The organism is Comamonas sp. MYb396, assembly GCF_037479555.1.
Taxonomy (GTDB): domain Bacteria; phylum Pseudomonadota; class Gammaproteobacteria; order Burkholderiales; family Burkholderiaceae_C; genus Comamonas.
The window spans coordinates 204262-228705 of the sequence record NZ_JBBGYU010000007.1; the positions used below are offsets into that span (position 1 = coordinate 204262).

The following is a 24444-nucleotide window of genomic DNA, read 5'->3' on the forward strand; positions in this document are numbered from 1 at the left end:
CAACAAAGGTCTCTCACGATGCGGTTTTGCAAGTCAAAGTCGGGCGGCTCCTGGTCCAGGACTGCCTTCGGCTTGGTGTTTTCTGTGTGGGCAGGGATGCACGCGGCCCAGGCCCAGACGGCAGCGCCCGCGCAGCCGGCAGCCGCGTCGGCCGCTACGGCGCCTGCAGCGGCCACGGCTTCTAGCGATGCGCTTTTGGTAGAAAAAGGCCGCAAGCTGGCGGTAGCCGCTGACTGCGCCGCCTGCCACACGGCACCCAAGGGCGGCGCCAGCTTTGCCGGTGGCTACCCCATCGCTTCACCGCTGGGCAGCATCTATGCCACCAATATCACCCCGTCCAAGACGGCCGGCATTGGCAGCTACAGCCTCGAAGACTTCAGCCGCGCGCTGCGCCAAGGGCTGCGCAAGGACGGGGCCCATCTGTACCCGGCCATGCCTTACACGGCCTATGCCCAGATCAGCGATGAAGACACCGAGGCGCTCTACGCCTACTTCATGCATGGCGTCCAACCGGTGGACCAGGCCGCGCCGCAAACGGCCCTGCCTTTCCCCTTCAACATCCGCCTGTCGATGGCCGTGTGGAATGCGCTCTACCTGAAGGACCAGCGCTTCAAACCCGATGCCAGCAAGCCGCCGGAGTGGAACCATGGCGCCTACCTGGTCGATGCGCTGGCCCACTGCAGCACCTGCCACACCCCGCGCAATGCGCTGATGGCCGAAGACAGCAGCCGCTACCTGGGTGGCGGCTCGCTGGGCGCCTGGTATGCGCCCAACATCAGCTCGGATGCCATCAATGGCATTGGTGGCTGGACCGAGGCGGAGCTGGTGCAGTACCTCAAGACCGGCCGCGTGCCCGGCAAGGCCCAGGCCGCCGGCCCGATGGCCGAAGCCATCGAGCACAGCCTGCAGCACCTGCCCGACAGCGATATCCAGGCCATGGCGTCCTACCTCAAGCAAACCAAGGCGGTGGCAGGCGGCGAGACCCAGCCGCGCTACCGCTATGGCCAGGCCAGCCTGCAGTCCGAAGACACGCAGCGCGGTCTGGTCGACGGCGCCGATGCCGGCTGGAAGGTGTTCAGCGGCAGCTGCGCCCACTGCCACCAGGCCAATGCCAGCGGCACCGCCAATGGTGAATACCCCTCGCTGTTCCACAACAGCGTGACGGGAGCGGACCGCGCCGACAACCTCATCGCCACCATCCTGCACGGCGTGGACCGCACGGTGCAGGGGCGCGCCCATTTCATGCCTGCGTTTGGCGATGCCGCGTCCTTCACCGACCGGTTGAGCGACCAGGAGATCGCCGATGTCAGCAACTATGTGCTCACCCAGTACGGCAACCCGGCCGTCAAGGTACAGCCTGCTGATGTGGCTGCCGTGCGCGCCGGTGGCAAGCCGCCGCTGATTGCGCAGTTGCCCCGCCTCATCGTGCCGGCTGCCGTGGTGTTGCTGGTCTTGGTGCTGGCCTTCATCGTGATCCGTCAACGCCGCAAGGCCGCTGCCTCGTCTGGAGTCTGACCCGCATGACCTCGTCTTCTTTCCCAAAATCCGCCGTGCTCTGCGCCAAGCCCCTGGTGCCTGCGATGCCTGCGGGCATCTCGCGCCGCAGCCTGCTGGGCGCTGCGGCTGCCAGCGGTGTGGCGCTTGCCGCTGGCGGCTTTGCCGTGCTGGGCTCCAGCAATGCCTTTGCCGCCAGCGTGGCGGCCGATGATTTCCTGCGCCTGTCGGAGTTTGTCACCGGCGGCAGCCCGCTGTCGGCCGGCCTGGCCACGCGCTACCTGGCGGCACTGAGCAAGAGCGATGCCCGCTTTGCCGCCGCTGCACAAGCGCTGCACCAGCATGTGGCCAGCCAGAAGATCAGCCATGTCGATGACCTGCTCGCTGCGCCCGATCTGGACCCGGCGCTGCGCGCCACCGCGACCCAGATCGTCTCGGCCTGGTACCTGGGCGTTGTCGGCGAAGACGCTGACGCCGTGCTGATCAGCTACGCCAATGCGCTGATGTACCGCCCCACGGCCGGCATCCTCGATATTCCTACCTACGGCAGTGGCCCCGATTCCTGGGGCAGCAAGCCCGTGGTGCCTGCCAGCCCCAACCAGAAGAGCCCACAAGCATGAGCAGCAAGCAAACGCAATACGACGCCGACCTGATCGTCATCGGCTCCGGGGTCATGGGCGGCATCATCGGTGCCAAGCTGGCGCAGGCTGGCAAGTCCGTCATCATCCTGGAAGCCGGCCCGCGCGTGCGCCGTGCCGACATCGTCGAGACCTTCCGCAATGCGCCGATCAAGCTCTCGCTGGCCAATATGAAGCTGCAGGGCGCGGGTTCGCCGTTTCCCAATCCGCCGCATATCCCCTCGACCTATGGCGACTACCTGCAGCAGACCGGCCCGGTGAAATACCCCACCAAGTACCTGCGTGTGGTGGGCGGCACCACCTGGCACTTTGGCTCGGCGCTGTGGCGCATGATCCCCAATGACTTCAAGCTGCAGACCCTGTATGGACGCGGCCGCGACTGGCCGATTGGCTACGACGAGCTCGAACCCTACTACTGCGAGGCCGAGGCCGAGCTGGGCGTGACCGGCTACGACGGCCAGGACGAGAGTGGCCACGGCGGCGAAGCGCATCCGCCGCGCTCCAAGCCCTTCCCGATGAAGGGCTTCAATGTGCCTTACTTCATGCAGCGCATGGACGAGATGCTCAAGCCCGGTGGCTATAACCCGGTGCTCGAGCCCCATGGCCGCGCCAGCCGCCCCTACGGCAACCGCCCGGTCTGCGCCGGCAACAACAACTGCAACCCGGTCTGCCCCATTGGCGCCAAGTACGACGGCTCCATGCACATCGATGTGGCCGAGCGCGCAGGCGCCAAGCTGCTCGACAATGCCGTGGTCTACAAGATCGAGGCCGGTGACGACGGCAAGATCACCGCCGTGCACTACAAAAAGCCCGATGGCACATCGCAGCGCCTGACCGCGCGCCACTTTGTGCTGGCCGCCTATGGCATCGAGAGCCCCAAGCTGCTCCTGATGTCGACCTCGGAGAAATACCCGAACGGCATTGCCAACTCCTCCGACCAGGTGGGCCGCAACCTGATGGGCCACACCGGTATCAGCATGAACATCATGATGAACGAGGATGTCTGGCCGGGCCAGGGCCCGACCGAGCTGCTGGTCTACCTGAACTACCGCGATGGCGCCTTCCGCAAGGACATCCCCAGCTACAAGACCAAGTTCCGCAACACGGTGACGACCTCACAGATTGCCTCCAGTCTGATCGCCAAGGGCGTGCTGGGCAGCAAGCTGGACGAGGAAATCCGCCGCCAGTCGGCCCGCTCGCTCAACGTGGCGGTGGACTTCGAGACCGAGGCCTTGCCGCAAAATCGCGTGGTCCCCAGCAAGACCAAGACGGACGCGATCGGCATCCCCGTGCCCGAGATTTACTACAGCGTCAACGACTACTGGAATGCTGGCCGCGACTTCGCGGTGAAGGACCTGCAGCGCATGGCCGGCCTGCTCAATGCCGATGTGCTGAAGATGGACACCAACCACCAGGACCGCCAGCACATCATGGGCACCACCATCATGGGCGACGATCCAAGCAACTCCGTGGTGGACCGCGACTGCCGCACCCATGACCATCCCAACCTGTTCATCGCCGGTACCAGCGTGATGCCCTCGGCATCGTGCATGAACCCGACCTTGACCGGGGCCGCCTTGAGCGTGCGTATTGCGCACCAGTTGCTCAAGGAAATCTAAGCACCACGGCCTCAGCCGCTGCCCGGCGCTGAGGCCAGCCTTTCCCCTCGGATAAGCCCCGAGCAGGACAATACCGGCCATGATCGTCCGTCCTCCCTTGCATTGGCTGCGCATGCTGTTTGTGTGGCGCGGCTCCATCCTGCCGGCGATCACGCCGCAGCTGATCCTCATCACCATCCTCGCGGTGGTGGCCACGCTGCTGCACGGCTCCATCCTGAGCTGGAAGGTGCCGCTGAACTTTGTGCCGTTCTCGCTGATCGGCCTGACCCTGGCGATCTTTCTGGGTTTCAGAAACAGCACCTCGTATGCGCGCTTTTGGGAGGCGCGCACGCTCTGGGGCGTGTTGCTGGTCGAGAGCCGGCACCTGGCCGCCCAGGCGCTGAGCCTGACCCAGGACCGCGCACAGACGCGCGTGCTGGTGCTGCGCCTGTGCGCCTTTGCCTATGCGCTCAAGCACCAGCTGCGCGGCAGCGATGCGCGTGCCGATCTGGCGCTCTTCCTGCCGCCAGGCGAGGTGCAGCAGATCAGCGAGGCGCGCTTTCCTGCCGCCATGGCCATGCTGCTGGTGCAGCGCTGGGTGGGTGAGCAATGCCTGCAGGGCCGCATTGCGCCGGCCGTGGTGCCCGTGTTCGAGCAGGCGCTGGCGCGCCTGGGCAGTGCGCTGGGCGGCTGCGAGCGTATTGCCAGCACGCCGATTCCGTTCACCTATTCGGTGATCCTGCACCGCAGCATCTACATCTACTGCTTTTTGCTGCCCTTTGGCCTGCTGGACTCCATCGGCACGATGACGCCGGTGATCGTCTGCTTTGTCGCCTACACCTTCTTTGCGCTGGAGGCACTGGGCGCCGAGCTGGAGCACCCCTTTGGCATGGAGGCCAATGACCTGGCGCTGGATGCGATGGTCTATGGCATTGAGTCCTCGGTGCTGGAGATGCTGGGCGAGGCGCCGCTGGCTAAGGCTCCCCAGGTGCGCGATTTTGTACTGCACTGAAGACCAGGCTGGCACGCAGTCCTGCGCCCTCTGAGCGCGGCGACAGCCGGAACCGCGCCTGCTGCAGATGGGCCAGCTTGGCCACAATCGCCAGGCCCAGGCCTGCACCCTGGCCGAGCGACTGGCCGCTGGGCCCTTGCTGCCAGCGCTGCATGGCGGCCTGGCATTGTTCCTCGCTCATGCCCGGGCCATCGTCGATGACGGCCAGCTCGGCGCTGCAGCCATCGCCGGCGGCCTGCAAGGCCACGGTGACCGACTGGCCGCCATAGCGCAGCGCATTGAGGATCAGGTTGTCCAGCATGGCCGCGAGCAGGTTGGCATCGGCGGCGATGCGCAGCTGCTCAGCCCAGGCCGTGTCCAGGCCCTCGGCACCCAGGTCGATCTGCGCGCGGCTGGCGGCATCCCAGTGGCGCAGCACCGCCTGCTGCACCTGCTCGGCAGCGGCGACTGGCGCCAGTTGCACGGCGCTGGCCTCATCGCTCAGCGCCAATAGCAGCAGCTGGTCCACCAGGTGGCTGGCACGCGCCACGCTGTCCGAGATGCGCTGCAGTTGCTGCTGCTGCACGGCAGGGTCGGCATGGCCCAGCCCATAGTCGGCCAGCGCCTTGATGCCGGCCAGCGGCGTGCGCACCTCATGCGCCACATTGCCGGCAAACTCGCGCTGGGTCTCGACGTTGTCGGCAATACGGGCGAGCAGCGCATTGGTGGTCTGGCGCAGCTGCTCGATCTCGCGCGTGGTCGCCGGCGCGCTGGGGGGGATGGGCGCCAGGTCCTGGGCATCGCGCCGCGACAGCGACCGTTCCAGCGCAGCGAGCGGCGCCATGTCCTGGCCAATGCGGTGGTGCAGCCACCACAGCAGCAGCACCAGCAGGGTGAGCTGCGGTATCGCGGCATAGAGGAACAAATGCTGGATCAGGCTGTCGCGCACCCGCGTGGTGTGCATCATCACGATGCTCAGCTGCTGCTCGCCCACGGCGCTGCGCAGCGCCACGGCCCGCACCAGCTGGCCGTTGTAGAGGGTCTCGCGGTAGCTCACTGGCTCGCTCTCGTCCCAGGGCAAGAGCGGCAGCGGCTCGCCGGCCAGCTGGCTGCCGTCGGAGCGGTAGACGGCGTAGTACACATACTCGGCCTGGTCGAAGAGGGCGGCCTTGAGCTCGCTGTCGGTCAGCTGCAGGGCCACCTCACCCTCGTCATCGGCGCGCAGGTGCGAGGCTATTGCATAGGCGTCATCGAGCAGCGCGCGGTCAAAGGCACTTTGGGTGAAATGGTTGGCCAGCGCCATCATGAACACGGTGCCCAGCAGCCAGGTCCAGACCAGCGGCCAGCGCACATGGCGCAGCACGCGCATGCGCAGCGATGGCAGCGGGCTGGAGCGGGCCGTGGTGGATGTGGTGGTGGCGGTGGTGCTCATGCGGCATCGCCGCTGTCGGCCTCGATCAGGTAGCCAATGCCGCGCAGCGTGCGGATGGCTGCGCCGCTGTGCTGCAGCTTTTTGCGCAGCCGCGAGATAAAGGCTTCGAGCGCGTTGTCGCCCAGTGCTTCATCAAAGTCCGAAAGCTTGTCCGACAGGCTGCGCTTGCTCACTGCGCGGCCGGGCGGGCTCATCAGCTCCCAGAGCACTTCGAACTCGCGCGCCGGCAGGTCCAGCGGCTGCGCACCCACGCGAAAGCGCCGGTTGTTGCGCTCCAGGCTGAGCTGGCCCACGGTCGATATGTCCTGCGTGCCAATCGCGCGGCGCACCAGCGCGCGCAGCCGGGCCTCGACCTCGGCCAGTTCAAAGGGCTTGCCCAGGTAGTCGTCGGCGCCACTGTCCAGGCCGGCGATGCGGTCCGGGGTCTGGTTGCGGGCGGTGAGCACCAGCACAGGCGTGTTGTCGCCACGGCGCCGCGCCTGCTGCAGCAGGGCCAGGCCGCTGCCCATCGCACTGCCGCGCACGGCGCTGCAAGGCAGGTTCAGGTCGAGCAAGATGGCATCAAAGCGCTGCACCCGCCACCAGTGCTCGGCCGCGCCCAGGTCGGCCGCCTGGTCCACATGGTGGCCCGCATCGCGCAGGCTGCTGACCACCACATCGCGCAGCACCGCGTCGTCTTCAATCACAAGAATTCGCATGGCCCAAGACTAGCAAAAGCAAAGTGGCGCAGCCAGAAAAAAGCCTGTTCCGGCCGGAAGGCTGGAACAGGCGCACACTGGAGTGCAAACGGTCAGGACGATGCCGCAGCGGGTACAGCACTGTCTTGCGCCTGGGCAAAGGCCCGGGCTTCCTTGCGCGATTTGCGCACGCCCGACCAGATGGCCCACAGCAGGATCGCCGCCGTCAATGCCAGCAAGGAGGCGCTGATCGGGCGGTTGAAGAACACCGAGGCATCGCCACGCGAGAGCAGCATCGCGCGGCGCAGGTTTTCTTCGAGCATCGGCCCCAGGATATAGCCCAGCAGCAGCGGTGCGGCCTCAAAGCGCAGCACCATCAGCACATAGCCGATGATGCCCAGCACGGCCACCATGTAGATGTCGAACAGGTTGTTGTTGACGCTGTAGACGCCCAGCGCGACAAACACCAGGATCGCCGGGTACATCCAGGCAAAGGGAATGCGCAGCAGCGCGACCCACAGCCCGATGGTGGGCAGGTTCAGGATCACCAGGAAGATATTGCCGATTGCAAAGCTGACGATCAGCCCCCAGAACAGCTCAGGCTGCTCGGTCATCAGCATCGGGCCGGGCTGGATACCGTGGATGATCAGCGCGCCCAGCATCACGGCCATCACCGCGTCGCCCGGAATACCGATGGACAGCGAGGGCACAAAGGCGGTTTGTGCAGCGGCATTGTTGGCCGACTCGGGCGCGGTGATGCCTTCGATGGCGCCATGGCCAAAGCGGCTCGGGTCTTTGGCGACGCGCTTTTCAATCGCGTAGGACATGAAGGACGCAATCGACGGGCCCACGCCCGGCAGCGCACCGAGGAACGAGCCCAGCGCCGAGCCGCGCAGCATCGGCTTGATGGTGGCGCGGAACTCTTCGCGCTCAGGCACCATCGAGCGAAGCGTGACCTTGTCGGGCTTCTGGTTGGCATCGGCCAGGTTGATGCAGCGGATCACCTCGGCCACACCAAACAGGCCCATCGCCAGCGCCACCAGGTTGACACCGTCCATCAGCTCGGGGATGTCAAAGGAGTAGCGTGCCACGCCCGAGTTCACATCGGTGCCGATCATGCCCAGCAGCAGGCCGAACACCACCATGCACAGGCCCTTGGTGGCCGAGCCGGCGCTCATCGACGAGGCGGCCACCAGGCCCAGCAGCATCATCGAGAAGAACTCGGTGGGGCCAAACTGCAGGCCGATCTTGGAGATCGCCGGCGAGAACAGCACCAGCAGGATCAGGCCGGACATGGCGCCGACCAGCGAAGCAATCGTCGTGACAAAGAGCGCCACCCCGGCCTTGCCCTTGCGCGCCATCGGGTAGCCGTCCAGACAGGTCACCGCCGAGGACGGTGAACCGGGCAGGTTCAGCAAGATGGAGGCGGTGGAGCCGCCATACTGCGCGCCGTAGTAGACCCCGGCCAGCATGATGATGGCCGCCGTGGGCGACATATGGTAGGTAAAGGGCAACAGCAGCGAGATGGCTGCCAGCGCACCAATGCCGGGCAGCACGCCGACGACGGTGCCCAAAAAGACGCCCAGGAAGCAGTACCAGAGCGTCGAGGGATCGGCCACCACATTGAGGCCCATCCAGAGGTTTCCAAGCAAATCCATAGAGATCCTTTGTCAGTGCCGGGCTCAGGGCCAGATAGGCAGCGTCATGCGCAGGCCAATGGGAAAAATCACGGTGGTCAGGGCTGCGACGGCCAGACTCACCAGCAGGCGGGTGCGGATGCGCATCTTGGTCGCAAGCAGCGCGACCAGGCTGGCCACCAGCGCGGCCAGCGCCACGCCCAGCGGGTAGAGCAGCAGCGCAAAGGCCAGCAGGCTGGCCACCGACCAGAACAGGTTGCCCCACTGCAGCACGATGGGGCTGCCCTGGCGCCACCAGGCGGGTATCGCCAGCAGCAGGCCCAGGCCAAACAGCAGCCAGCCCAGCACGACCGGGAAGTAGCCCGGCCCCATGCGATCGGCACTGCCAAAGTTGTATTCGCGCCCGTAGAGCGCAAAGAACAGGCCTGCTGCTGACATCAGCAGGCCGCCGACGATGTCATGGATGTCTCTTGTCATTTTCATTCGGTTCAATCCTGTGTGGTTCCATGCCGGCGCGCTTCTTGGCCAGGATGGGCACGCACGCAGGCGCCGCCACCTTAAGGGCGCTTACCTGACGGGAACCTGATTGCAGGGCGCAAGTCGCGCACGCAGGCGTGCTGCGGGCGACTCGGCGTTGGTATGCGAATGAAGGGGGTGCTGCGCCGCTCAGCCCAGCGCAGGCAGGCTGCCGGCCTGCTGCGACTGCTCGAGCAAAAAGCTGATCATCGTGCGCACGGCCTTGGTCTGGTGGCGGTTGGGCATCCACAGCAGGTACATGTGGTTGCCAAAAATGCTCAGCCGCCAGTCGCGCAAGGTGGTGACGACCTCGCCGCGCTCGACCTCGGCGCGGATCACATAGTCGGGTACGATGCCCACGCCCAGGCCGGCCATGATGCCCTGGCGCAGAAACGGAAAATGCTCGGAGATGAGGCTGGGCTCGAGCCGGATCTCCTTGCGCAGCTCGCCCTGGTAGGCGCGCACCAGCAGCTGCTTGCCCACCACGCCGCTGGTGATCAGTGGCACATGGCGCAGGTCCTCGGGCTGCTGGGGCAGCATGTTCTGGCCGGCATAGTCGATGCTGGCGCAGGCCACATAGTTCATCTCGCCCATGTGGCGGGCCACCAGGTTGTCCGGCGGTGTGGGCAGCACGCGCACCGCAATGTCCACTTCGTCGCGCACCAGGTTGTCGACCCGGTTCTCAAAGATCACATCGAGCACGATGTCGGGGTAGAGGCGCTTGAAGGCGATCAGCCAGTCGCTCATCACCAGCTGGCCATAGCCGCTGGGAACCGCCAGCCCGACCCGGCCTTGCAGGCCCTTGCCCAGGCTGCGGATGGTTTCGCTGGCGGCGGCCAACTCATTGCGGATGCTGCGGCCATGCTCATACAGGCGCAGGCCCACCTCGGTGGGCTCGACCCGGCGCGTGGTGCGGCGCACCAGCTGCACGCCCACCGATTTCTCCAGCTGGCCCAGGTGGTAGCTGACATTGGCGCGGCTCATCTTGAGCTTGGCAGCAGCGCGGCTGAGGTTGCCGGAGTCGATGATTTCCACCAGCAAGGTGAGGGCGTTGTGGTCCATGGGATGCGATTGTCCAAATTCTTTTGACAGTCTGTCAATCCTCTATGTGATTGTCAAATTAGCCTAGTTGCACTGACAATGGTTCGCAACCCGTTTTCGATTGAACAACCAGGAGACATGCATGAGCGCAGAGAACGCTGCGGTGGTGAGCCTTGCCCGCGAAGGGCAGGTATTGGTCGTCACCATCCAGAACCCCCCCGTCAACGCCTTGAGCCAGGCCGTGCGCCAGGGCCTGGCCGATGCCGTGGCCCAGGCGCGCAGCGATGCGCAGGTCCAGGCCATCTTGCTGGTAGGCAGTGGCAAGGCCTTTATTGCCGGTGCCGATATCCGTGAATTTGGCAAGCCTGCGATGCCGCCCAGCCTGCCCGATGTGCTGGTGCAGCTGGAGAACAGCGACAAGCTGGTCGTGGCTGCCATCCACGGCCCGGCGCTGGGCGGTGGCCTGGAAGTGGCGCTGTCCTGCCACTACCGGCTGGCGGTATCCGGCGCCAAGCTGGGCCTGCCCGAGGTGCAGCTGGGCCTGCTGCCCGGCGCCGGTGGCACGCAGCGCACCCCGCGCCTGATCGGCGTCAAGGCTGCGCTCGATCTGATGCTCTCGGGCCGCCACGCCAGCGCCGAAGAAGCGCTGGCCATGGGCCTGGTCGACCAGGTCGAGCCCGCAGGCAGCGATGCCCGCACGGCCGGCCTGGCCTATGCCAACGCACTGCTGGCCCAGAACGCCCCCGTGCGCCGCACCCGCGAAGCCAGCGCGCTGGCCGACAAGGCGGCATCCCAGGCCGAACTCGATGCTGCCAAGGCCGAGTCGGCCAAGAAAAGCCGGGGCCTGTTCTCGCCCGGCAAGATCATTGAATGCGTGCAAGGCGCGCTGGACCTGCCGTTTGAGCAAGGCATGCAAAACGAGCGCAAGCTGTTTGTGCAGTGCCTGGAGAGCCCGCAGCGCGCGGGACTGATCCACGCCTTCTTTGCCGAGCGTGAAACCGCCAAGATCCCCGAGGCCAAGGCCGCGGCACCGCGCGCCCTGAACAGCATCGGTGTGGTGGGTGGCGGCACCATGGGCGCCGGCATCACCGTGGCGGCTCTCGATGCCGGCCTGCCGGTGGTGATGGTCGAGCGCGATGAGGAATCCATCGCCCGGGGCCGCGCCAATGTCGAAAAGGTCTACGACGGCCTGATCGCCAAGGGCCGCATGACGGCCGAGAAAAAGGCCGCCATCATGGCGCGCTACAGCGGCAGCACCGACTACGCCGCGCTCGCCCAGGTGGACCTGGTGATCGAGGCGGTGTTTGAAGAGATGGGCGTCAAGAAGGCCGTGTTTGCCGAACTGGACAAGGTCTGCAAGAGCGGCGCGGTGATTGCCACCAACACCTCCTACCTGGATATCGATGCGATTGCCGCGAGCATCTCGCGCCCGCAGGATGTCATCGGTCTGCACTTCTTCAGCCCCGCCAACATCATGAAGCTGCTGGAGATCGTCGTGCCCGCCAAGGTGAGCGCCGATGTGGTGGCCACTGCTTTCGAGCTGGCCCGCCGCATGAAGAAGGTGCCCGTGCGCGCCGGCGTCTGCGATGGCTTTATCGGCAACCGCATTCTGGCCGTGTACCGCGAGGCGGCCAACTACCTGCTTGAAGACGGTGCCTCGCCCTACCAGATCGACGAGGCGGTGCGCGAGTTCGGCTACCCCATGGGCCCCTTCCAGGTCGCCGACCTGGCCGGTGGCGACATTGGCTGGGCCACGCGCAAGCGCAAGGCCGCCACGCGCAACCCCCAGGCCCGCTATGTGCAGATTGCCGACCGCATTGCCGAGAAGGGCTGGTTTGGCCAGAAGACCCAGCGCGGCTACTACTTGTACCCGCAAGGCGCGCGCGTGGGCGAGCAAGACCCCGAAGTGCTGGCCATTGTGGATGCCGAGCGCCAGCGCGCTGGCGTGACGCCGCGCAGCTTCAGCAATGCCGAGATCATGCGCCGCTACATGGCCGCGATGGTCAACGAAGGCGCCAATGTGGTGCGCGAAGGCATTGCGCTGCGTCCGCTGGATGTGGATGTGACCTTCCTCTACGGCTATGGCTTCCCGCGCTTCCGGGGTGGCCCGATGAAGTGGGCCGACATGGTGGGCCTGGACAAGATCCTGGCCGACATCCGCGAGTTCGCCAAGGAAGACGCGCTGTTCTGGACGCCATCGCCCCTCTTGGTGGAGCTGGTGGACAAGGGCGAGAACTTCGAGAGCCTGAACAAGGCGGCCTGAGCGCATCGCGCCATCCGGTCCATCGAGGCCGGCAGTGCAGCCCGGGGCTTTCGCACAGCAAAACCCCGGGTTGCTACATAAAAAATAGCTGTTAGCGCTTGGGTGACAAGCGCTGGCGGCCACAAAAATCACAATCAACGGTCGCTCAGACCCAAGGAGACATGCATGCGTGAAGCCGTCATCGTTTCGACAGCGCGTACGCCGCTGGCCAAATCCCACCGTGGGGAGTTCAATGTCACGCCCGGTGCGCAGCTGGCGGCCTTTTCCATCAGCGCAGCGGTGCAGCGCGCCGGCATCGACCCGGCCCTGATCGAAGACGTGGTGCTGGGCTGCGGCTACCCCGAAGGGACGACCGGCCGCAATATCGGCCGCCAGGCGGCGGTGCGCGCCGGCCTGCCCATCAGCGTGGGCGGCACCGTGGTCAACCGCTTCTGCGCCTCGGGCCTGCAGGCGATTGCCTTTGCGGCCGGCCGCATCATTGTCGATGGTGCACCGGCGATGGTGGCCGGTGGTGTCGAGAGCATCTCGCTGATCCGTTCGAGCAACACCAACCCCTCGGATGCCGATCCCTGGCTGGTCGAGCACAAGCCCGACCTGTTCATGGCCATGATCGACACCGCCGATGTGGTGGCCAAGCGCTACGGCATCAGCCGCGACGACCAGGATGCGTTCTCGCTGCAAAGCCAGCAGCGCACCGCAGCGGCGCAGGCCAATGGCACTTTCGACAACGAGATCGTGCCCTGCGCCACGCGCATGGCCGAGAAGAACAAGGAAACCGGTGAGGTCAGCTACAAGGACGTCACCGCGACCATGGACAACTGCAACCGCCCCACGACCACGCTCGAGGGTCTGGCCAAGCTCGAACCCGTCAAGGGCGCGGGCAACTTTGTCACCGCCGGCAATGCCTCGCAGCTGTCCGATGGCTCGGCCGCCTGCGTGCTGATGGAAGCCAAGGAAGCGGCCAAGCTGGGCCTGGCGCCGCTGGGCGCCTTCCGTGGCCTGGCCATTGCCGGTTGCGAGCCCGACGAGATGGGCATTGGCCCGGTGTTTGCCGTGCCCAAGCTGCTGGCGCGCCACGGCCTGACGGTGCAGGATATCGACCTCTGGGAACTGAACGAAGCCTTTGCCTCGCAGGCGCTCTACTGCCAGCGCAAGCTGGGCATCCCGATGGAACGCCTCAACGTCAACGGCGGCGCGATCTCCATCGGCCACCCCTTTGGCATGACCGGCGCGCGCTTGACCGGCCACATCCTGCTCGAGGGCCAGCGCCGCAAGGCCCGGGGCGAGAAACTGAAGTGGGGCGTGGTGACCATGTGTGTGGGCGGTGGCATGGGTGCCGCTGGCCTCTTTGAGATTTTCTGACCCCCCCTGAGGCGTTGCGCGCTATCCCCCAGGGGACGACGCCACCGCTGCGGGGCGGCCCTTGCTGGGCATCACCCAGATTGCGCAGCGCAGAGTTTGAGATGTGCAGGCCTTGCCTGCCCACGTTAATGAGGAGATAGCCATGGACTTGCAATTCAGTCCCGAAGAAGAAGCCTTCCGCGCCGAAGTACGTGCGTTTCTGAAAGACAACCTGCCCCAGGACCTGGCCGCCAAGGTCAAGGCCGGCCAGCGCCTGACGCGCTTTGACCAGGAAAACTGGCATGCCATCCTGAACAAGAAGGGCTGGCTGGCCTACCACTGGCCGCAGGAATTTGGCGGCACGGGCTGGTCGCCGGTGCAGAAGTTCATTTTTGACGACGAATGCGCACTGGCCGGTGGCCCGCGCCTGGTGCCCTTTGGCTTGTCCATGCTCGGCCCGGTGCTGATCAAGTACGGCAACGAGGCGCAGAAGAGCCACTGGCTGCCGCGCATCCTCAATGGCGATGACTGGTGGTGCCAGGGTTACTCCGAGCCGGGGGCCGGCTCCGACCTGGCCTCGCTCAAGACCACGGCCGTGCGCCATGGCGACCACTACATCGTCAACGGCCAGAAGACCTGGACCACCCAGGGCCAGCACGCCAACATGATGTTCTGCCTGGTGCGCACCAACAAAGAGGTGAAGTCGCAGCAGGGCATCAGCTTTGTGCTGATCGACATGAACCAGCCCGGCGTCGAAGTGCGCCCCATCCGCACCCTGGATGGCGACAAGGAAGTCAACGAAGTCTTTCTGACCGATGTGAAGGTGCCGCTGGACAACCTGGTGGGCGAGGAGAACAAGGGCTGGACCTATGCCAAGTACCTGCTGACCTATGAGCGCACCGGCATTGCCGGCGTGGGCTTCTCGATGGCCGGGCTGGAAAAGCTCAAGGTGATTGCCCAGCGCGTGCAGCGCAATGGCAAGCCGCTGATCGAAGACCCGCAGTTTGCCACCCGCATGGCCAAGGTCGAGATCGAGCTTTTGAACATGGCCACTACCAACCTGCGCGTGATCGCCTCGGTCGCGGGTGGCGGTGTGCCCGGCGCCGAGAGCTCGATGCTCAAGATCAAGGGCACTGTTGTGCGCCAGGAGCTGCTGTCGATGATCCGCCGTGCGATGGGGCCGTACGCGCTGCCCTTTATCGAAGAGGCGCAGTTTGCCGAATACGCCGACGAGCCCGTGGGCCCCAAGGAGGCGGCCACCGCCGCTGCGGCCTATTTCAACTACCGCAAGCTGTCGATCTTCGGCGGCTCGAACGAAATCCAGCGCAACATCATCTCCAAGATGATCCTCGGCCTATGAAATAAGCCACCCCCTGAGGCGCTGCGCGCCTTCCCCCTGGAAGGGGGACGACGCCTATGCTGCGGGGCGGCCCTTGCTGGCGTCTCGCAGCTGTGCCCTGCAGGTTCCAGGCGCTGCGATCTCAGCAAGCGCCATGGTTAGATAAGGAGATTTTTTATGAACTTTCAACTGGATGAAGACCGCCGCATGCTGGCCGATGCGCTGGGCCGCTACCTGAGCGAGCAGTACAGCACCGAGTACCGCAACAAGGCCGCCTATGGCGCCCAGGGATTTAGCGCAGATACCTATGCCAAGCTGGCAGAGCTGGGCGCGATTGGCGCGCTGTTCAAGGAGGCCGATGGCGGCTTTGGCGGCGATGGCGTCGATATCAGCGTGGTGTTCGAGGCACTGGGCACGCACCTGGTCGCAGAGCCGCTGCTGGGCGCCTTGCTGGTGGGCCGCGCGCTGACCGAGGCCGGCAGCGAGGCGCAAAAGGCGCAGCTCGAAGGCATCATCGGCGGCGAGACGATTGCCGCGCTGGCGCATGACGAGCCCGCGAACCACTATGAGTTGAACCGCGTGGCCACCACCGCCCAAACCGAGGGCGATGGCTGGGTGCTGAACGGCAGCAAGGCCGTGGTGCTGTTTGGCGACCAGGCGCAGCTGCTGCTGGTCTCCGCCCGCACGGCAGGCGCCGTGGGCGATGAGGCCGGCATCTCGCTGTTCCTGGTGCCGGGCGATGCCACTGGCATCAGCAGCCGGGGCTATGGCCGCATCGATGGTGGCCATGCCGCCGAGCTGGTGCTGGCCAATGTCAAGGTCGGTGCCGATGCCTTGCTGGGCAAGCTGGGCGAAGGCCATGCGCTGCTCGAACGCATCTGCGGCTTTGGCTTGCTGGCGCTGGCGGCCGAATCGCTGGGCGCGATGGATGTGGCCAAGAACCACACGCTGGAATACCTGCGCACGCGCAAGCAGTTTGGCGTGCCGATCGGCAGCTTTCAGGCGCTGCAGCACCGCATGGCCGATCTGCTGCTCGAAGCCGAGCAGGCGCGCTCGGCCGTCATCAACGCGGCAGCGGCCATCGACAACCCCGACTACATCGAGCGTGAAAAAGCGCTGTCGGCCGCCAAGTACAGCGTGGGCCAGATTGGCACCCTGATGGCCGAAGAGGCGATCCAGATGCATGGCGGCATTGGTGTGACCTGGGAGCTGCCGCTGGCGCACTACGCCAAGCGCATCATCATGATCGACCACCAGCTGGGCGACATGGACCACCACCTGGCGCGCTACATGGCGCTGCAGGCCCAGGAACGCGCTGCAGCCAAGGCCGCCTGATGACGACCGCCAGCAACGCAAACCCCGCGCTGCTGGCGCGCCGCGAAGGCGGCGTGCTGGTGCTGACCAACAACAACGAGGCGGCGCGCAATGCGCTGTCGCCCGACTTCTACCTGGGCCTGACCGCAGCGCTCCAGGACGCAGCGACCGACCCGGCCGTGGGCGCGATTGTGCTCACCGGTGCCGGTGGGCATTTCTGCTCCGGTGGCGATCTGCGCCGTATTGCGACGCGCCGCGACCAGCCCGCAGAAAAGCGCCGCGAGCTGCTCGAAGGCCTGCATGACCTGGTGCGTGCGCTGCGCAACTGCCCCAAGCCGGTGGTGGCCGCAGTCGAGGGTGCTGCCGCAGGCGCGGGCCTGTCGCTGGCGCTGGCCTGCGACATGCTGGTGGCAGCGCGCAATGCCGCGTTCTCGGTCGCCTATGTGAAGGTGGGGCTGTCGCCTGACGGCGGCGCCACGGCCTTTTTGGCCGAGCACCTGTCGCGCCAGCTGCTGACCGAGCTGTGCCTGACCGGCGACCGGGTGAGCGGCGAGCGCATGCAGCAGCTGGGCCTGGTCAACCGCCTGGCCGAGCCGGGCGATGCGCTGGCGCAGGCCATCGCACTGGCCGCGCAGCTGGCCGATGGCCCCTTGCAGGCGATGGCCAGCATCAAGTCGCTGTGCCGCGCTGCCTATGACAACAGCCTGGAAGCGCAGCTGGACATGGAGGCCGAGTTGATGGTGCAGGCACAGGGCACGCCCGAGTCGGCAGAGGGCATTGCGGCCTTTCTGGAAAAGCGCACCGCCAACTACCTGGCGCTGCGCCGCTGAGATGGATCGAAAAAAGTGACGCCGGGTGGGCCCATTTTGCGGCCGCCCTGGTGATCCGAGGAGACAAGTATGCGTGAGCAAGAGAACGCCGCGGCCCTGCCGCTGGCGGGTGTCAAGGTCCTGGACCTGTCCCGTGTTTTTGCCGGCCCATTGTGCGGCCAGGTGCTGGGCGATCTGGGGGCCGAGGTGATCAAGGTCGAGCACCCCAAGCGGGGTGATGACACCCGCGACTGGGGCCTGCGCATTGGCAAGACCGAGACCACCTACTACAACAGCATGAACCGTAACAAGCGGTCCATCACCGTCGATCTGCAAAAGCCCGAGGGGCTGGCGCTGATCCTGGAGCTGCTGCCGCAGTTCGATGTGGTGATCCACAACTTCAAGCATGGCGGCGCAGACAAGCTGGGCCTGGGCTACGAGGCACTGAAGGCCTTGAAGCAGGACATCATCTATTGCAGCGTGACCGGCTATGCCACCGACACCGAGGAAGCGGCCCGCCCGGGCTACGACATTTTGGTGCAGGGCGAGGCTGGCTTGATGGCGATGAACGGCGAGGCCTCGCAGCCGCCACTGAAGTTTGGCGTGGCCGTGGTGGACCTGATGACCGGCATGAGCGCCGCCCAGGCCGTGCTGGCCGCGCTGTTTGCCCGCGAGCGCACGGGCCAGGGCCGCAAGATCGACATGGCGCTGTTTGACAACGGCGTCAGCATCACCGGCTACTACGGGCTCGATGCGCTGTTCATGGGCAAGGACCCGGAGCGTTTTGGCAATGCCCATCCGTCGATCGTGCCCTATGGCATGTTTGAGGCGGCCGATGGCCCGCTGATCATTGCGGTGGGCAACAATTCGCAGTTCGAGCGCTTCTGCCGCGATGTGATCGAGCGCCCCGACCTGGCCGACAACCCCAAATACGCCACCAACGTGGAGCGCGCCAAGGACCGCAAGCTCTTGCTGCCGCTGATGATCGAGACCATCCGCAGCTTCCCGCGTGCGCTGCTGATCGAACGGCTCAATGCCTGCGGCGTACCTTGCGGCGAGGTGCTGGGCCTGCATGAGGCGCTGACCTCCGAGCGCGTGCAGCAAGCCGGCCTGGTGCAGAACATGCCCCACCCGGTGGCCGGCCACACCGCCGTGCTGGCGCCGCCCATCCGCATGGATGGCGAACGCCTGCCGATTCGCCGCGCACCACCCACACTCGGTGAAGGTACACGCGAAGTGCTGCAAAATCTGCTGCGTTTGAGTGATTCGCAATTGCAAGCACTCCAGGCGCAAGGCGTGCTGACCTTGCCCGATTGATACCGTGGCCCGCAGGCGGCAAGCGACGCCGCAGCGGGCCCAGAGTTTATTGTTAGAAAGCTGAGACTATGAAAGTACTGGTACCCGTCAAACGCGTGGTGGACTACAACGTCAAGGTGCGCGTCAAGAGCGATGGCTCGGGAGTGGACATTGCGAACGTGAAGATGTCGATGAATCCCTTTGATGAAATCGCGGTGGAAGAGGCCGTGCGTTTGAAGGAAAAGGGCGTGGTGACCGAGATCATCGCCGTGAGCTGCGGTGTGACCCAGTGCCAGGAGACGCTGCGCACGGCGATGGCCATTGGTGCGGACCGCGCCATCCTGGTCGAAACCGCAGAAGAGCTGCAGCCGCTGGCCGTCGCCAAGCTCCTGAAGGCCCTGGTCGACAAAGAGCAGCCAGGTTTGGTGATCTGCGGCAAACAAGCGATTGACGACGACGCCAACCAGACCGGCCAGATGCTGGCAGCGCTCGCTGACCTGCCCCAGGCCACCTTCGCCTCCAAGGTCGAAGTCGCTGGCGACAAGGTCAATGTGACCCGCGAAGTGGACGGTGGTCTGGAGACCCTGTCTCTGTCCATGCCCGCCGTCATCACCACCGACCTGCGCCTCAACGAGCCGCGCTACGTCACCTTGCCCAACATCATGAAGGCCAAGAAAAAGCAGCTCGACACGTTGAAGCCAGAAGACCTGGGTGTGGACGTGAGCCCGCGCCTGAAGACCTTGAAGGTGCAGGAACCCGCCAAGCGCGGCGCTGGCGTGAAGGTGCCCGATGTGGCGACCCTGATCGACAAGCTCAAGAACGAAGCCAAAGTAATCTAAGCCTGCCGCTCAAAGGAATACCAAAATGACCGCACTCGTTATTGCAGAACACGACAACCAAACGATCAAGACCGCCACGCTCAACACCGTCACCGCAGCCCTGGCTTGCGGCGGCGATGTGCATGTGCTGGTAGCAGGCGTTGGCGCTGCAGCTGCAGCCCAGGCCGCAGCCCAGATCGCAGGCGTTGCCAAAGTCATCCTGGCCGATGGCCCGGCACTCAAAGATGGCCTGGCTGAAAACCTGGCCGCGCAGGTGCTGGCCATTGCCGGCAACTACAGCCACATCCTGGCGCCAGCCACCGCCTCGGGCAAGAACGTCGCCCCACGCGTGGCAGCCAAGCTCGACGTCGCCCAGATCAGCGACATCACCAAGGTGGTGAGCGCCGACACCTTCGAGCGCCCCATCTACGCGGGCAATGCCATTGCCACCGTGCAATCCATCGATGCCACCAAGGTCATCACCGTGCGCGGCACCGGCTTTGATGCCGCCGCTGCCACCGGTGGCTCGGCTGCGGTCGAGAACGCAGCAGCCGTAGCCGACAGCGGCAAGAGCAGCTTTGTGGGCCGTGAAGTGACCAAGAACGACCGCCCGGAACTCACGGCCGCCAAGATCATCGTCTCCGGTGGCCGCGCGCTGGGCAGCGCCGAGAAGTTCAACGAAGTGATGACCCCGCTGGCCGACAAGCTGGGCGCGGCCATTGGCGCAAGCCGCGCAGCGGTGGACGCGGGCTACGCACCCAACGACCTGCAAGTGGGCCAGACCGGCAAGATCGTCGCGCCCCAGCTGTATGTGGCAGCGGGCATCTCGGGCGCCATCCAGCACTTGGCCGGCATGAAGGACTCCAAGGTGATCGTGGCGATCAACAAGGACGAAGAAGCGCCGATCTTCAGCGTGGCCGACTACGGCCTGGTGGCCGACCTGTTTGAGGCCGTGCCTGAGATGGCCAGCAAGCTCTAAACGCTGATCCAGCTCTACGTAGAACGCGGCCCAGGCCGCGTTTTTTTATGCCTCGTCGGCACAGCGTTTATTTGGTTGTTTATGCAACTGAAAGCCGATATAGGTATTTACACCAGTGTTCCAGCCGCGAGACGCAGCCACCGGTTTGATTATTGTGTTTGCTGCATCAATTGTAAAAAGCGCGTCGCGATTTGTTGAATCGATACCTAGTAAATTCCCTAGGTGTCCACAGCAGTCTCGCCTGTATTCATGCGGTTTGCGCATGGGTCACTAGGGAAAGCGCTAGCGGCCTAGTCGCCAAAAAACCGAGGTCGCGTCTATAGAATTGTTTCGATCCGCATAAAACTGTTATCGCGGTTAGAGGCGGCTGCATCGCGGGAGACCCCCGTTTCATGCAGTTTTCGCTGTTGTGGTTCCAAGCTGAAGGGTTGGTTGTATGGATATTTTGCTGCAGCAGATCATTAATGGTCTGGTATTGGGCAGCATGTACGCTTTGATAGCCTTGGGCTACACCATGGTGTACGGCATTATTCAATTGATTAACTTCGCGCACGGCGAAGTGCTGATGATAGGGGTGCTGACCAGCTGGAGCATCATCGGCGTGATGCAGGAGGCCATGCCGGGAACGCCGGGCTGGGTCATCTTGCTGATAGCGACGCTCATTGCCTGTGTAGTGGCGGCGGTGCTCAATTTCACGATCGAGAAGCTGGCCTACCGGCCGCTGCGCAACAGCCCGCGCCTGGCGCCGCTGATCACCGCAATCGGCATGTCGATCCTGCTGCAGACCTTGGCGATGATCATCTGGAAGCCCAACTACAAGCCCTATCCGACCTTGCTGCCGATGGAGCCCTTTGACCTGGCCGGCGCGGTGATCACGCCGACCCAGATCCTGGTGCTGGGCGTGACGGCGGTGGTGCTGGCGGTATTGATGTACCTGGTGAACTACACCCGCCTGGGCCGCGCGATGCGGGCCACGGCAGAGAACCCCCGCGTGGCGGCGCTGATGGGCATCAAGCCCGACATGGTGATCTCGGCCACCTTTGTGATCGGTGCGGTGCTGGCGGCGATTGCCGGCGTGCTCTGGGCCTCGAACTACGGAACGGCGCAGCACACCATGGGCTTTTTGCCCGGCCTCAAGGCCTTTATTGCGGCCGTGTTTGGCGGTATCGGCAACCTGGCCGGCGCCGTGGTGGGTGCGATGATTCTGGGCCTGGTCGAAGCGATTGGCGCGGGCTACATCGGCCAGCTCACCGGTGGCGTGCTGGGCAGCCAGTATGTCGATATCTTCTCGTTCATCGTGCTGATCATCGTGCTGACCTTGCGCCCCTCGGGCTTGCTGGGTGAGCGGGTGGCCGATCGGGCTTAAGGGGAACCGCATGAAGAACAACAAAGCACAGTTCATTGTGGGCGCGATTGCGCTGCTGGTATTGCCGCTGATCCTGCAGTCCTTTGGCAACGCCTGGGTGCGCATTGCCGACCTGGCACTGCTCTATGTCCTTCTGGCCCTGGGCCTGAACATCGTCGTGGGCTTTGCCGGCCTGCTGGACCTGGGCTATGTGGCGTTTTACGCCGTGGGCGCCTATATGCTGGGCCTGATGGCCTCGCCCCACCTGGCCGAGACCTTTGAAGGCTTCAAGGCCATGTTCCCCAATGGCCTGCACACCTCCATCTGGCTGGTGATACCGCTGGCCGCGTTGCTGGCGGCGATAGCGGGGATGATCTTGGGCTTTCCGGTGCTCAAGCTGCGCGGGGACTACCTGGCCATCGTGACCCTGGGTTTTGGCGAGATCATCCGGATCTTCATGCTGAACCTGGACCAGCCCGTCAACATCACCAATGGGCCCAAGGGCCTGGGCCAGATCGACTCGATCAAGATCTTTGGCTTTGACTTTGCCAAGCCGCTGGAGATCGGCAGCTACACAGTCTCGTCGGTCACCTTGTACTACTACCTGTTCCTGCTGCTGGTCGTGGCCAGTGTGGTGATCTGCTACCGCTTGCAGGATTCGCGCATCGGCCGCGCCTGGATGGCCATCCGCGAGGACGAGATTGCCGCCAAGGCCATGGGCATCAACACCCGCAACCTCAAGCTGATGGCATTTGGCATGGGGGCCACGTTCGGTGGCGTGTCCGGCGCGATGTTTGCCGGCTTCCAGGGCTTTGTCTCGCCCGAGTCCTTCAGCCTGATGGAGTCGATCATGATCGTCGCCATGGTGGTGCTCGGCGGCCTGGGCCATATCCCCGGCGTCATTCTGGGCGCCGTGCTGCTGTCGGCGCTGCCCGAGGTGCTGCGCTATGTGGCCGGCCCGCTGCAGCAGATGACCGATGGCCGTCTGGATGCCTCCATCCTGCGCCAGCTCTTGATTGCGGTGGCGATGATCGTGGTGATGCTGCTGCGCCCACGTGGCCTGTGGCCCGCACCCGAGCATGGCAAGAGCGCGATCCAGAAAGACTGAGCAGGAGAGACGAGCATGACGAATACACAAGCTCCTGCACTCAAGGTGGCAGGCATTTCCAAGCGCTTTGGCGGCTTGCAGGCCCTCTCGGATGTGGGTCTGACCATCGAGCGCGGCCAGGTCTATGGCCTGATCGGCCCCAACGGTGCCGGCAAGACCACGTTCTTCAATGTGATCACCGGGCTGTACACGCCCGACAGCGGCAGCTTTGAGCTCGCTGGCAAGCCCTATGAGCCCAAGGCCGTGCACCTGGTGGCCAAGGCCGGCATTGCGCGCACCTTCCAGAACATCCGTCTGTTCTCCGACATGACGGCGCTGGAGAACGTGATGGTGGGCCGCCATGTGCGCAGCCATTCGGGCCTCCTGGGCGCGATCTTTCGCACGCCGGGCTTCAAGGCCGAGGAGCGGGCCATTGCCGAGCGCGCCCGCGAGCTGCTGGCCTATGTGGGCATCGAGCGCTATGCCGATTACAAGGCGCGCACCTTGTCCTATGGCGACCAGCGCCGCCTGGAGATTGCCCGTGCGCTGGCCACCGACCCGCAGCTGATTGCGCTCGATGAACCCGCCGCCGGCATGAATGCGACCGAGAAGGTGCAGCTGCGCGAGCTGATCGACCGCATCCGCAAGGACAACCGCACCATCTTGCTGATCGAGCATGATGTGAAGCTGGTGATGGGCCTGTGCGACCGGGTGACGGTGCTCGACTATGGCAAGCGGCTGGCCGAAGGGTCCCCGGCCGAGGTGCAGAAAGACGAAAAAGTGATTGAGGCCTATCTGGGCACCGGAGGACACTGAGCATGGTTGACAAGACATCCAACCCCGTACTGCTGAAGGTGCGTGGGCTGAAAGTGGCCTATGGGGGCATTCAGGCCGTCAAGGGCGTCGATTTCGAGGTGCATGAGGGCGAGCTGGTATCGCTGATTGGCTCCAACGGCGCGGGCAAGACCACGACGATGAAGGCGGTGACGGCCACCCAGGCCATCAATGACGGGCAGATCGAGTTCCTGGGCGAGAACCTCAAGGGCCGGGGCGCCTGGGACCTGGTGGCCAAGGGCCTGGTGATGGTGCCCGAAGGGCGCGGCGTGTTCACGCGCCAGACCATCACCGACAACCTGATGCTGGGCGCCTACCTGCGCAAGGACAAGGCCGGCATCCAGGCCGATATCGAGAAGATGTTCAACATCTTCCCGCGTCTGCGCGAGCGCAAGGACCAGCTGGCGGGCACCATGTCCGGCGGCGAGCAGCAGATGCTGGCGATGGCGCGTGCGCTGATGGCCCAGCCCAAGCTGCTGCTGCTCGACGAGCCATCGATGGGCCTGTCTCCCATCATGGTGGACAAGATCTTCGAGGTGGTGCGCGATGTCTATGCGATGGGCGTGACCATCGTGCTGGTGGAACAGAACGCCAGCCGCGCGCTGGCCATTGCCGACCGGGGCTATGTGATGGAGTCGGGCATCATCACGATGACCGGCCCTGGCCAGCAGCTGCTGGCCGACCCCAAGGTGCGTGCTGCCTATCTGGGCGAATAGCGGCAGCGCGCATCCAGCTCCCCAAGCACTGCCTCGGCAGTGCTTTTTTTATTGCTGCCGGTTGGCGCAGGCATTTGGCCGTCGCCCTGCAAAAGTACGGTTGGAGCTGATGGCGGCAAGCGCAAGGTAGCGCGCTTTGGGAGACAGCGCCAGCGCTGCCGTTCTCCCTCTGTAACGGGCACGGCGGGCAGGGCGCAGGCTGCGCTGTTTTAGGCGTCGCGGCCTCAAATGCGACAAAGAAATGACAATTGCATTTAAAATTGGTGAATTTTGCAGTGC

Annotated in this window: 21 protein-coding genes; 16 read left to right on the forward strand and 5 right to left on the reverse strand. The window is 64.8% G+C overall.

The features are described 5' to 3' along the window. Nucleotides 1-96: 96 nt before the first annotated feature. The 4 genes from WH265_RS17220 to WH265_RS17235 all read left to right on the forward strand — a co-directional run bounded on the left by WH265_RS17220 (nucleotide 97) and on the right by WH265_RS17235 (nucleotide 4742). Nucleotides 97-1515, forward strand: coding sequence for a cytochrome c (locus WH265_RS17220; RefSeq protein WP_339559076.1), 1419 nt, complete (start codon nucleotides 97-99; stop codon nucleotides 1513-1515). Between the two features lie 5 nt (nucleotides 1516-1520). Further along, nucleotides 1521-2114, forward strand: coding sequence for a sugar dehydrogenase complex small subunit (locus WH265_RS17225; RefSeq protein WP_339559077.1), 594 nt, complete (start codon nucleotides 1521-1523; stop codon nucleotides 2112-2114). Beyond that, complete coding sequence (locus WH265_RS17230; protein ID WP_021026876.1) at nucleotides 2111-3751, forward strand: GMC family oxidoreductase; 1641 nt, start codon at nucleotides 2111-2113, stop codon at nucleotides 3749-3751. Before WH265_RS17225 ends, WH265_RS17230 begins: the two co-directional genes overlap by 4 nt. A gap of 79 nt (nucleotides 3752-3830) precedes the next feature. Beyond that, complete coding sequence (locus WH265_RS17235; RefSeq protein WP_339518327.1) at nucleotides 3831-4742, forward strand: bestrophin family protein; 912 nt, start codon at nucleotides 3831-3833, stop codon at nucleotides 4740-4742. Here WH265_RS17235 and WH265_RS17240 read toward each other — a convergent pair. From WH265_RS17240 to WH265_RS17260, 5 genes are all read right to left on the reverse strand, one after another. Then, the gene (locus tag WH265_RS17240) at nucleotides 4705-6153 is read right to left on the reverse strand and encodes a sensor histidine kinase (protein WP_339559078.1); all 1449 of its coding nucleotides are present in this window, start codon (nucleotides 6151-6153) and stop codon (nucleotides 4705-4707) included. The two genes, WH265_RS17235 and WH265_RS17240, sit on opposite strands and share 38 nt — an antisense overlap. Continuing rightward, on the reverse strand, nucleotides 6150-6851 hold the full coding sequence (locus tag WH265_RS17245; protein WP_339559079.1) for a response regulator transcription factor: 702 nt from the start codon (nucleotides 6849-6851) through the stop codon (nucleotides 6150-6152). Before WH265_RS17245 ends, WH265_RS17240 begins: the two co-directional genes overlap by 4 nt. 92 nt (nucleotides 6852-6943) lie before the next feature. Next, complete coding sequence (locus WH265_RS17250) at nucleotides 6944-8488, reverse strand: tripartite tricarboxylate transporter permease (protein ID WP_027010902.1); 1545 nt, start codon at nucleotides 8486-8488, stop codon at nucleotides 6944-6946. 24 nt (nucleotides 8489-8512) lie between these two features. Further along, nucleotides 8513-8950, reverse strand: coding sequence for a tripartite tricarboxylate transporter TctB family protein (locus WH265_RS17255; protein ID WP_312987104.1), 438 nt, complete (start codon nucleotides 8948-8950; stop codon nucleotides 8513-8515). 183 nt (nucleotides 8951-9133) lie between these two features. After that, nucleotides 9134-10045: a LysR family transcriptional regulator gene (locus WH265_RS17260; RefSeq protein WP_312987105.1), complete on the reverse strand. Its 912-nt coding sequence runs from the start codon at nucleotides 10043-10045 to the stop codon at nucleotides 9134-9136. A gap of 121 nt (nucleotides 10046-10166) precedes the next feature. Between WH265_RS17260 and WH265_RS17265 the strand changes: the two genes are divergently transcribed. From WH265_RS17265 to WH265_RS17320, 12 genes are all read left to right on the forward strand, one after another. Further along, complete coding sequence (locus WH265_RS17265) at nucleotides 10167-12287, forward strand: 3-hydroxyacyl-CoA dehydrogenase NAD-binding domain-containing protein (protein WP_339559080.1); 2121 nt, start codon at nucleotides 10167-10169, stop codon at nucleotides 12285-12287. A 165-nt stretch (nucleotides 12288-12452) separates the two neighbouring features. Further along, nucleotides 12453-13649: an acetyl-CoA C-acyltransferase gene (locus WH265_RS17270; protein WP_339559081.1), complete on the forward strand. Its 1197-nt coding sequence runs from the start codon at nucleotides 12453-12455 to the stop codon at nucleotides 13647-13649. A gap of 142 nt (nucleotides 13650-13791) precedes the next feature. After that, on the forward strand, nucleotides 13792-14988 hold the full coding sequence (locus WH265_RS17275; protein WP_339559082.1) for an acyl-CoA dehydrogenase family protein: 1197 nt from the start codon (nucleotides 13792-13794) through the stop codon (nucleotides 14986-14988). Nucleotides 14989-15144: 156 nt separating this feature from the next. Then, entirely contained in the window at nucleotides 15145-16302 is a 1158-nt protein-coding gene (locus tag WH265_RS17280; protein ID WP_339559083.1) for an acyl-CoA dehydrogenase family protein, read from the forward strand. Next, nucleotides 16302-17111 (forward strand): oxepin-CoA hydrolase, alternative type, encoded by an 810-nt coding sequence (locus WH265_RS17285; protein ID WP_339559084.1) that lies wholly within the window; start codon nucleotides 16302-16304, stop codon nucleotides 17109-17111. Before WH265_RS17280 ends, WH265_RS17285 begins: the two co-directional genes overlap by 1 nt. A gap of 69 nt (nucleotides 17112-17180) precedes the next feature. Then, entirely contained in the window at nucleotides 17181-18407 is a 1227-nt protein-coding gene (locus WH265_RS17290; RefSeq protein WP_339559085.1) for a CaiB/BaiF CoA transferase family protein, read from the forward strand. A 68-nt stretch (nucleotides 18408-18475) separates the two neighbouring features. Beyond that, nucleotides 18476-19225, forward strand: coding sequence for an electron transfer flavoprotein subunit beta/FixA family protein (locus WH265_RS17295; protein ID WP_182325050.1), 750 nt, complete (start codon nucleotides 18476-18478; stop codon nucleotides 19223-19225). Nucleotides 19226-19250: 25 nt separating this feature from the next. Further along, nucleotides 19251-20183, forward strand: coding sequence for an electron transfer flavoprotein subunit alpha/FixB family protein (locus WH265_RS17300; protein WP_339521177.1), 933 nt, complete (start codon nucleotides 19251-19253; stop codon nucleotides 20181-20183). A gap of 436 nt (nucleotides 20184-20619) precedes the next feature. Then, nucleotides 20620-21549: a branched-chain amino acid ABC transporter permease gene (locus tag WH265_RS17305; RefSeq protein ID WP_021027913.1), complete on the forward strand. Its 930-nt coding sequence runs from the start codon at nucleotides 20620-20622 to the stop codon at nucleotides 21547-21549. 10 nt (nucleotides 21550-21559) lie between these two features. Then, entirely contained in the window at nucleotides 21560-22636 is a 1077-nt protein-coding gene (locus WH265_RS17310; RefSeq protein ID WP_021027914.1) for a branched-chain amino acid ABC transporter permease, read from the forward strand. A gap of 15 nt (nucleotides 22637-22651) precedes the next feature. After that, nucleotides 22652-23431: an ABC transporter ATP-binding protein gene (locus tag WH265_RS17315; protein ID WP_021027915.1), complete on the forward strand. Its 780-nt coding sequence runs from the start codon at nucleotides 22652-22654 to the stop codon at nucleotides 23429-23431. Between the two features lie 2 nt (nucleotides 23432-23433). Then, nucleotides 23434-24165, forward strand: coding sequence for an ABC transporter ATP-binding protein (locus tag WH265_RS17320; RefSeq protein ID WP_021027916.1), 732 nt, complete (start codon nucleotides 23434-23436; stop codon nucleotides 24163-24165). The last annotated feature ends 279 nt before the right edge of the window (nucleotides 24166-24444 follow it).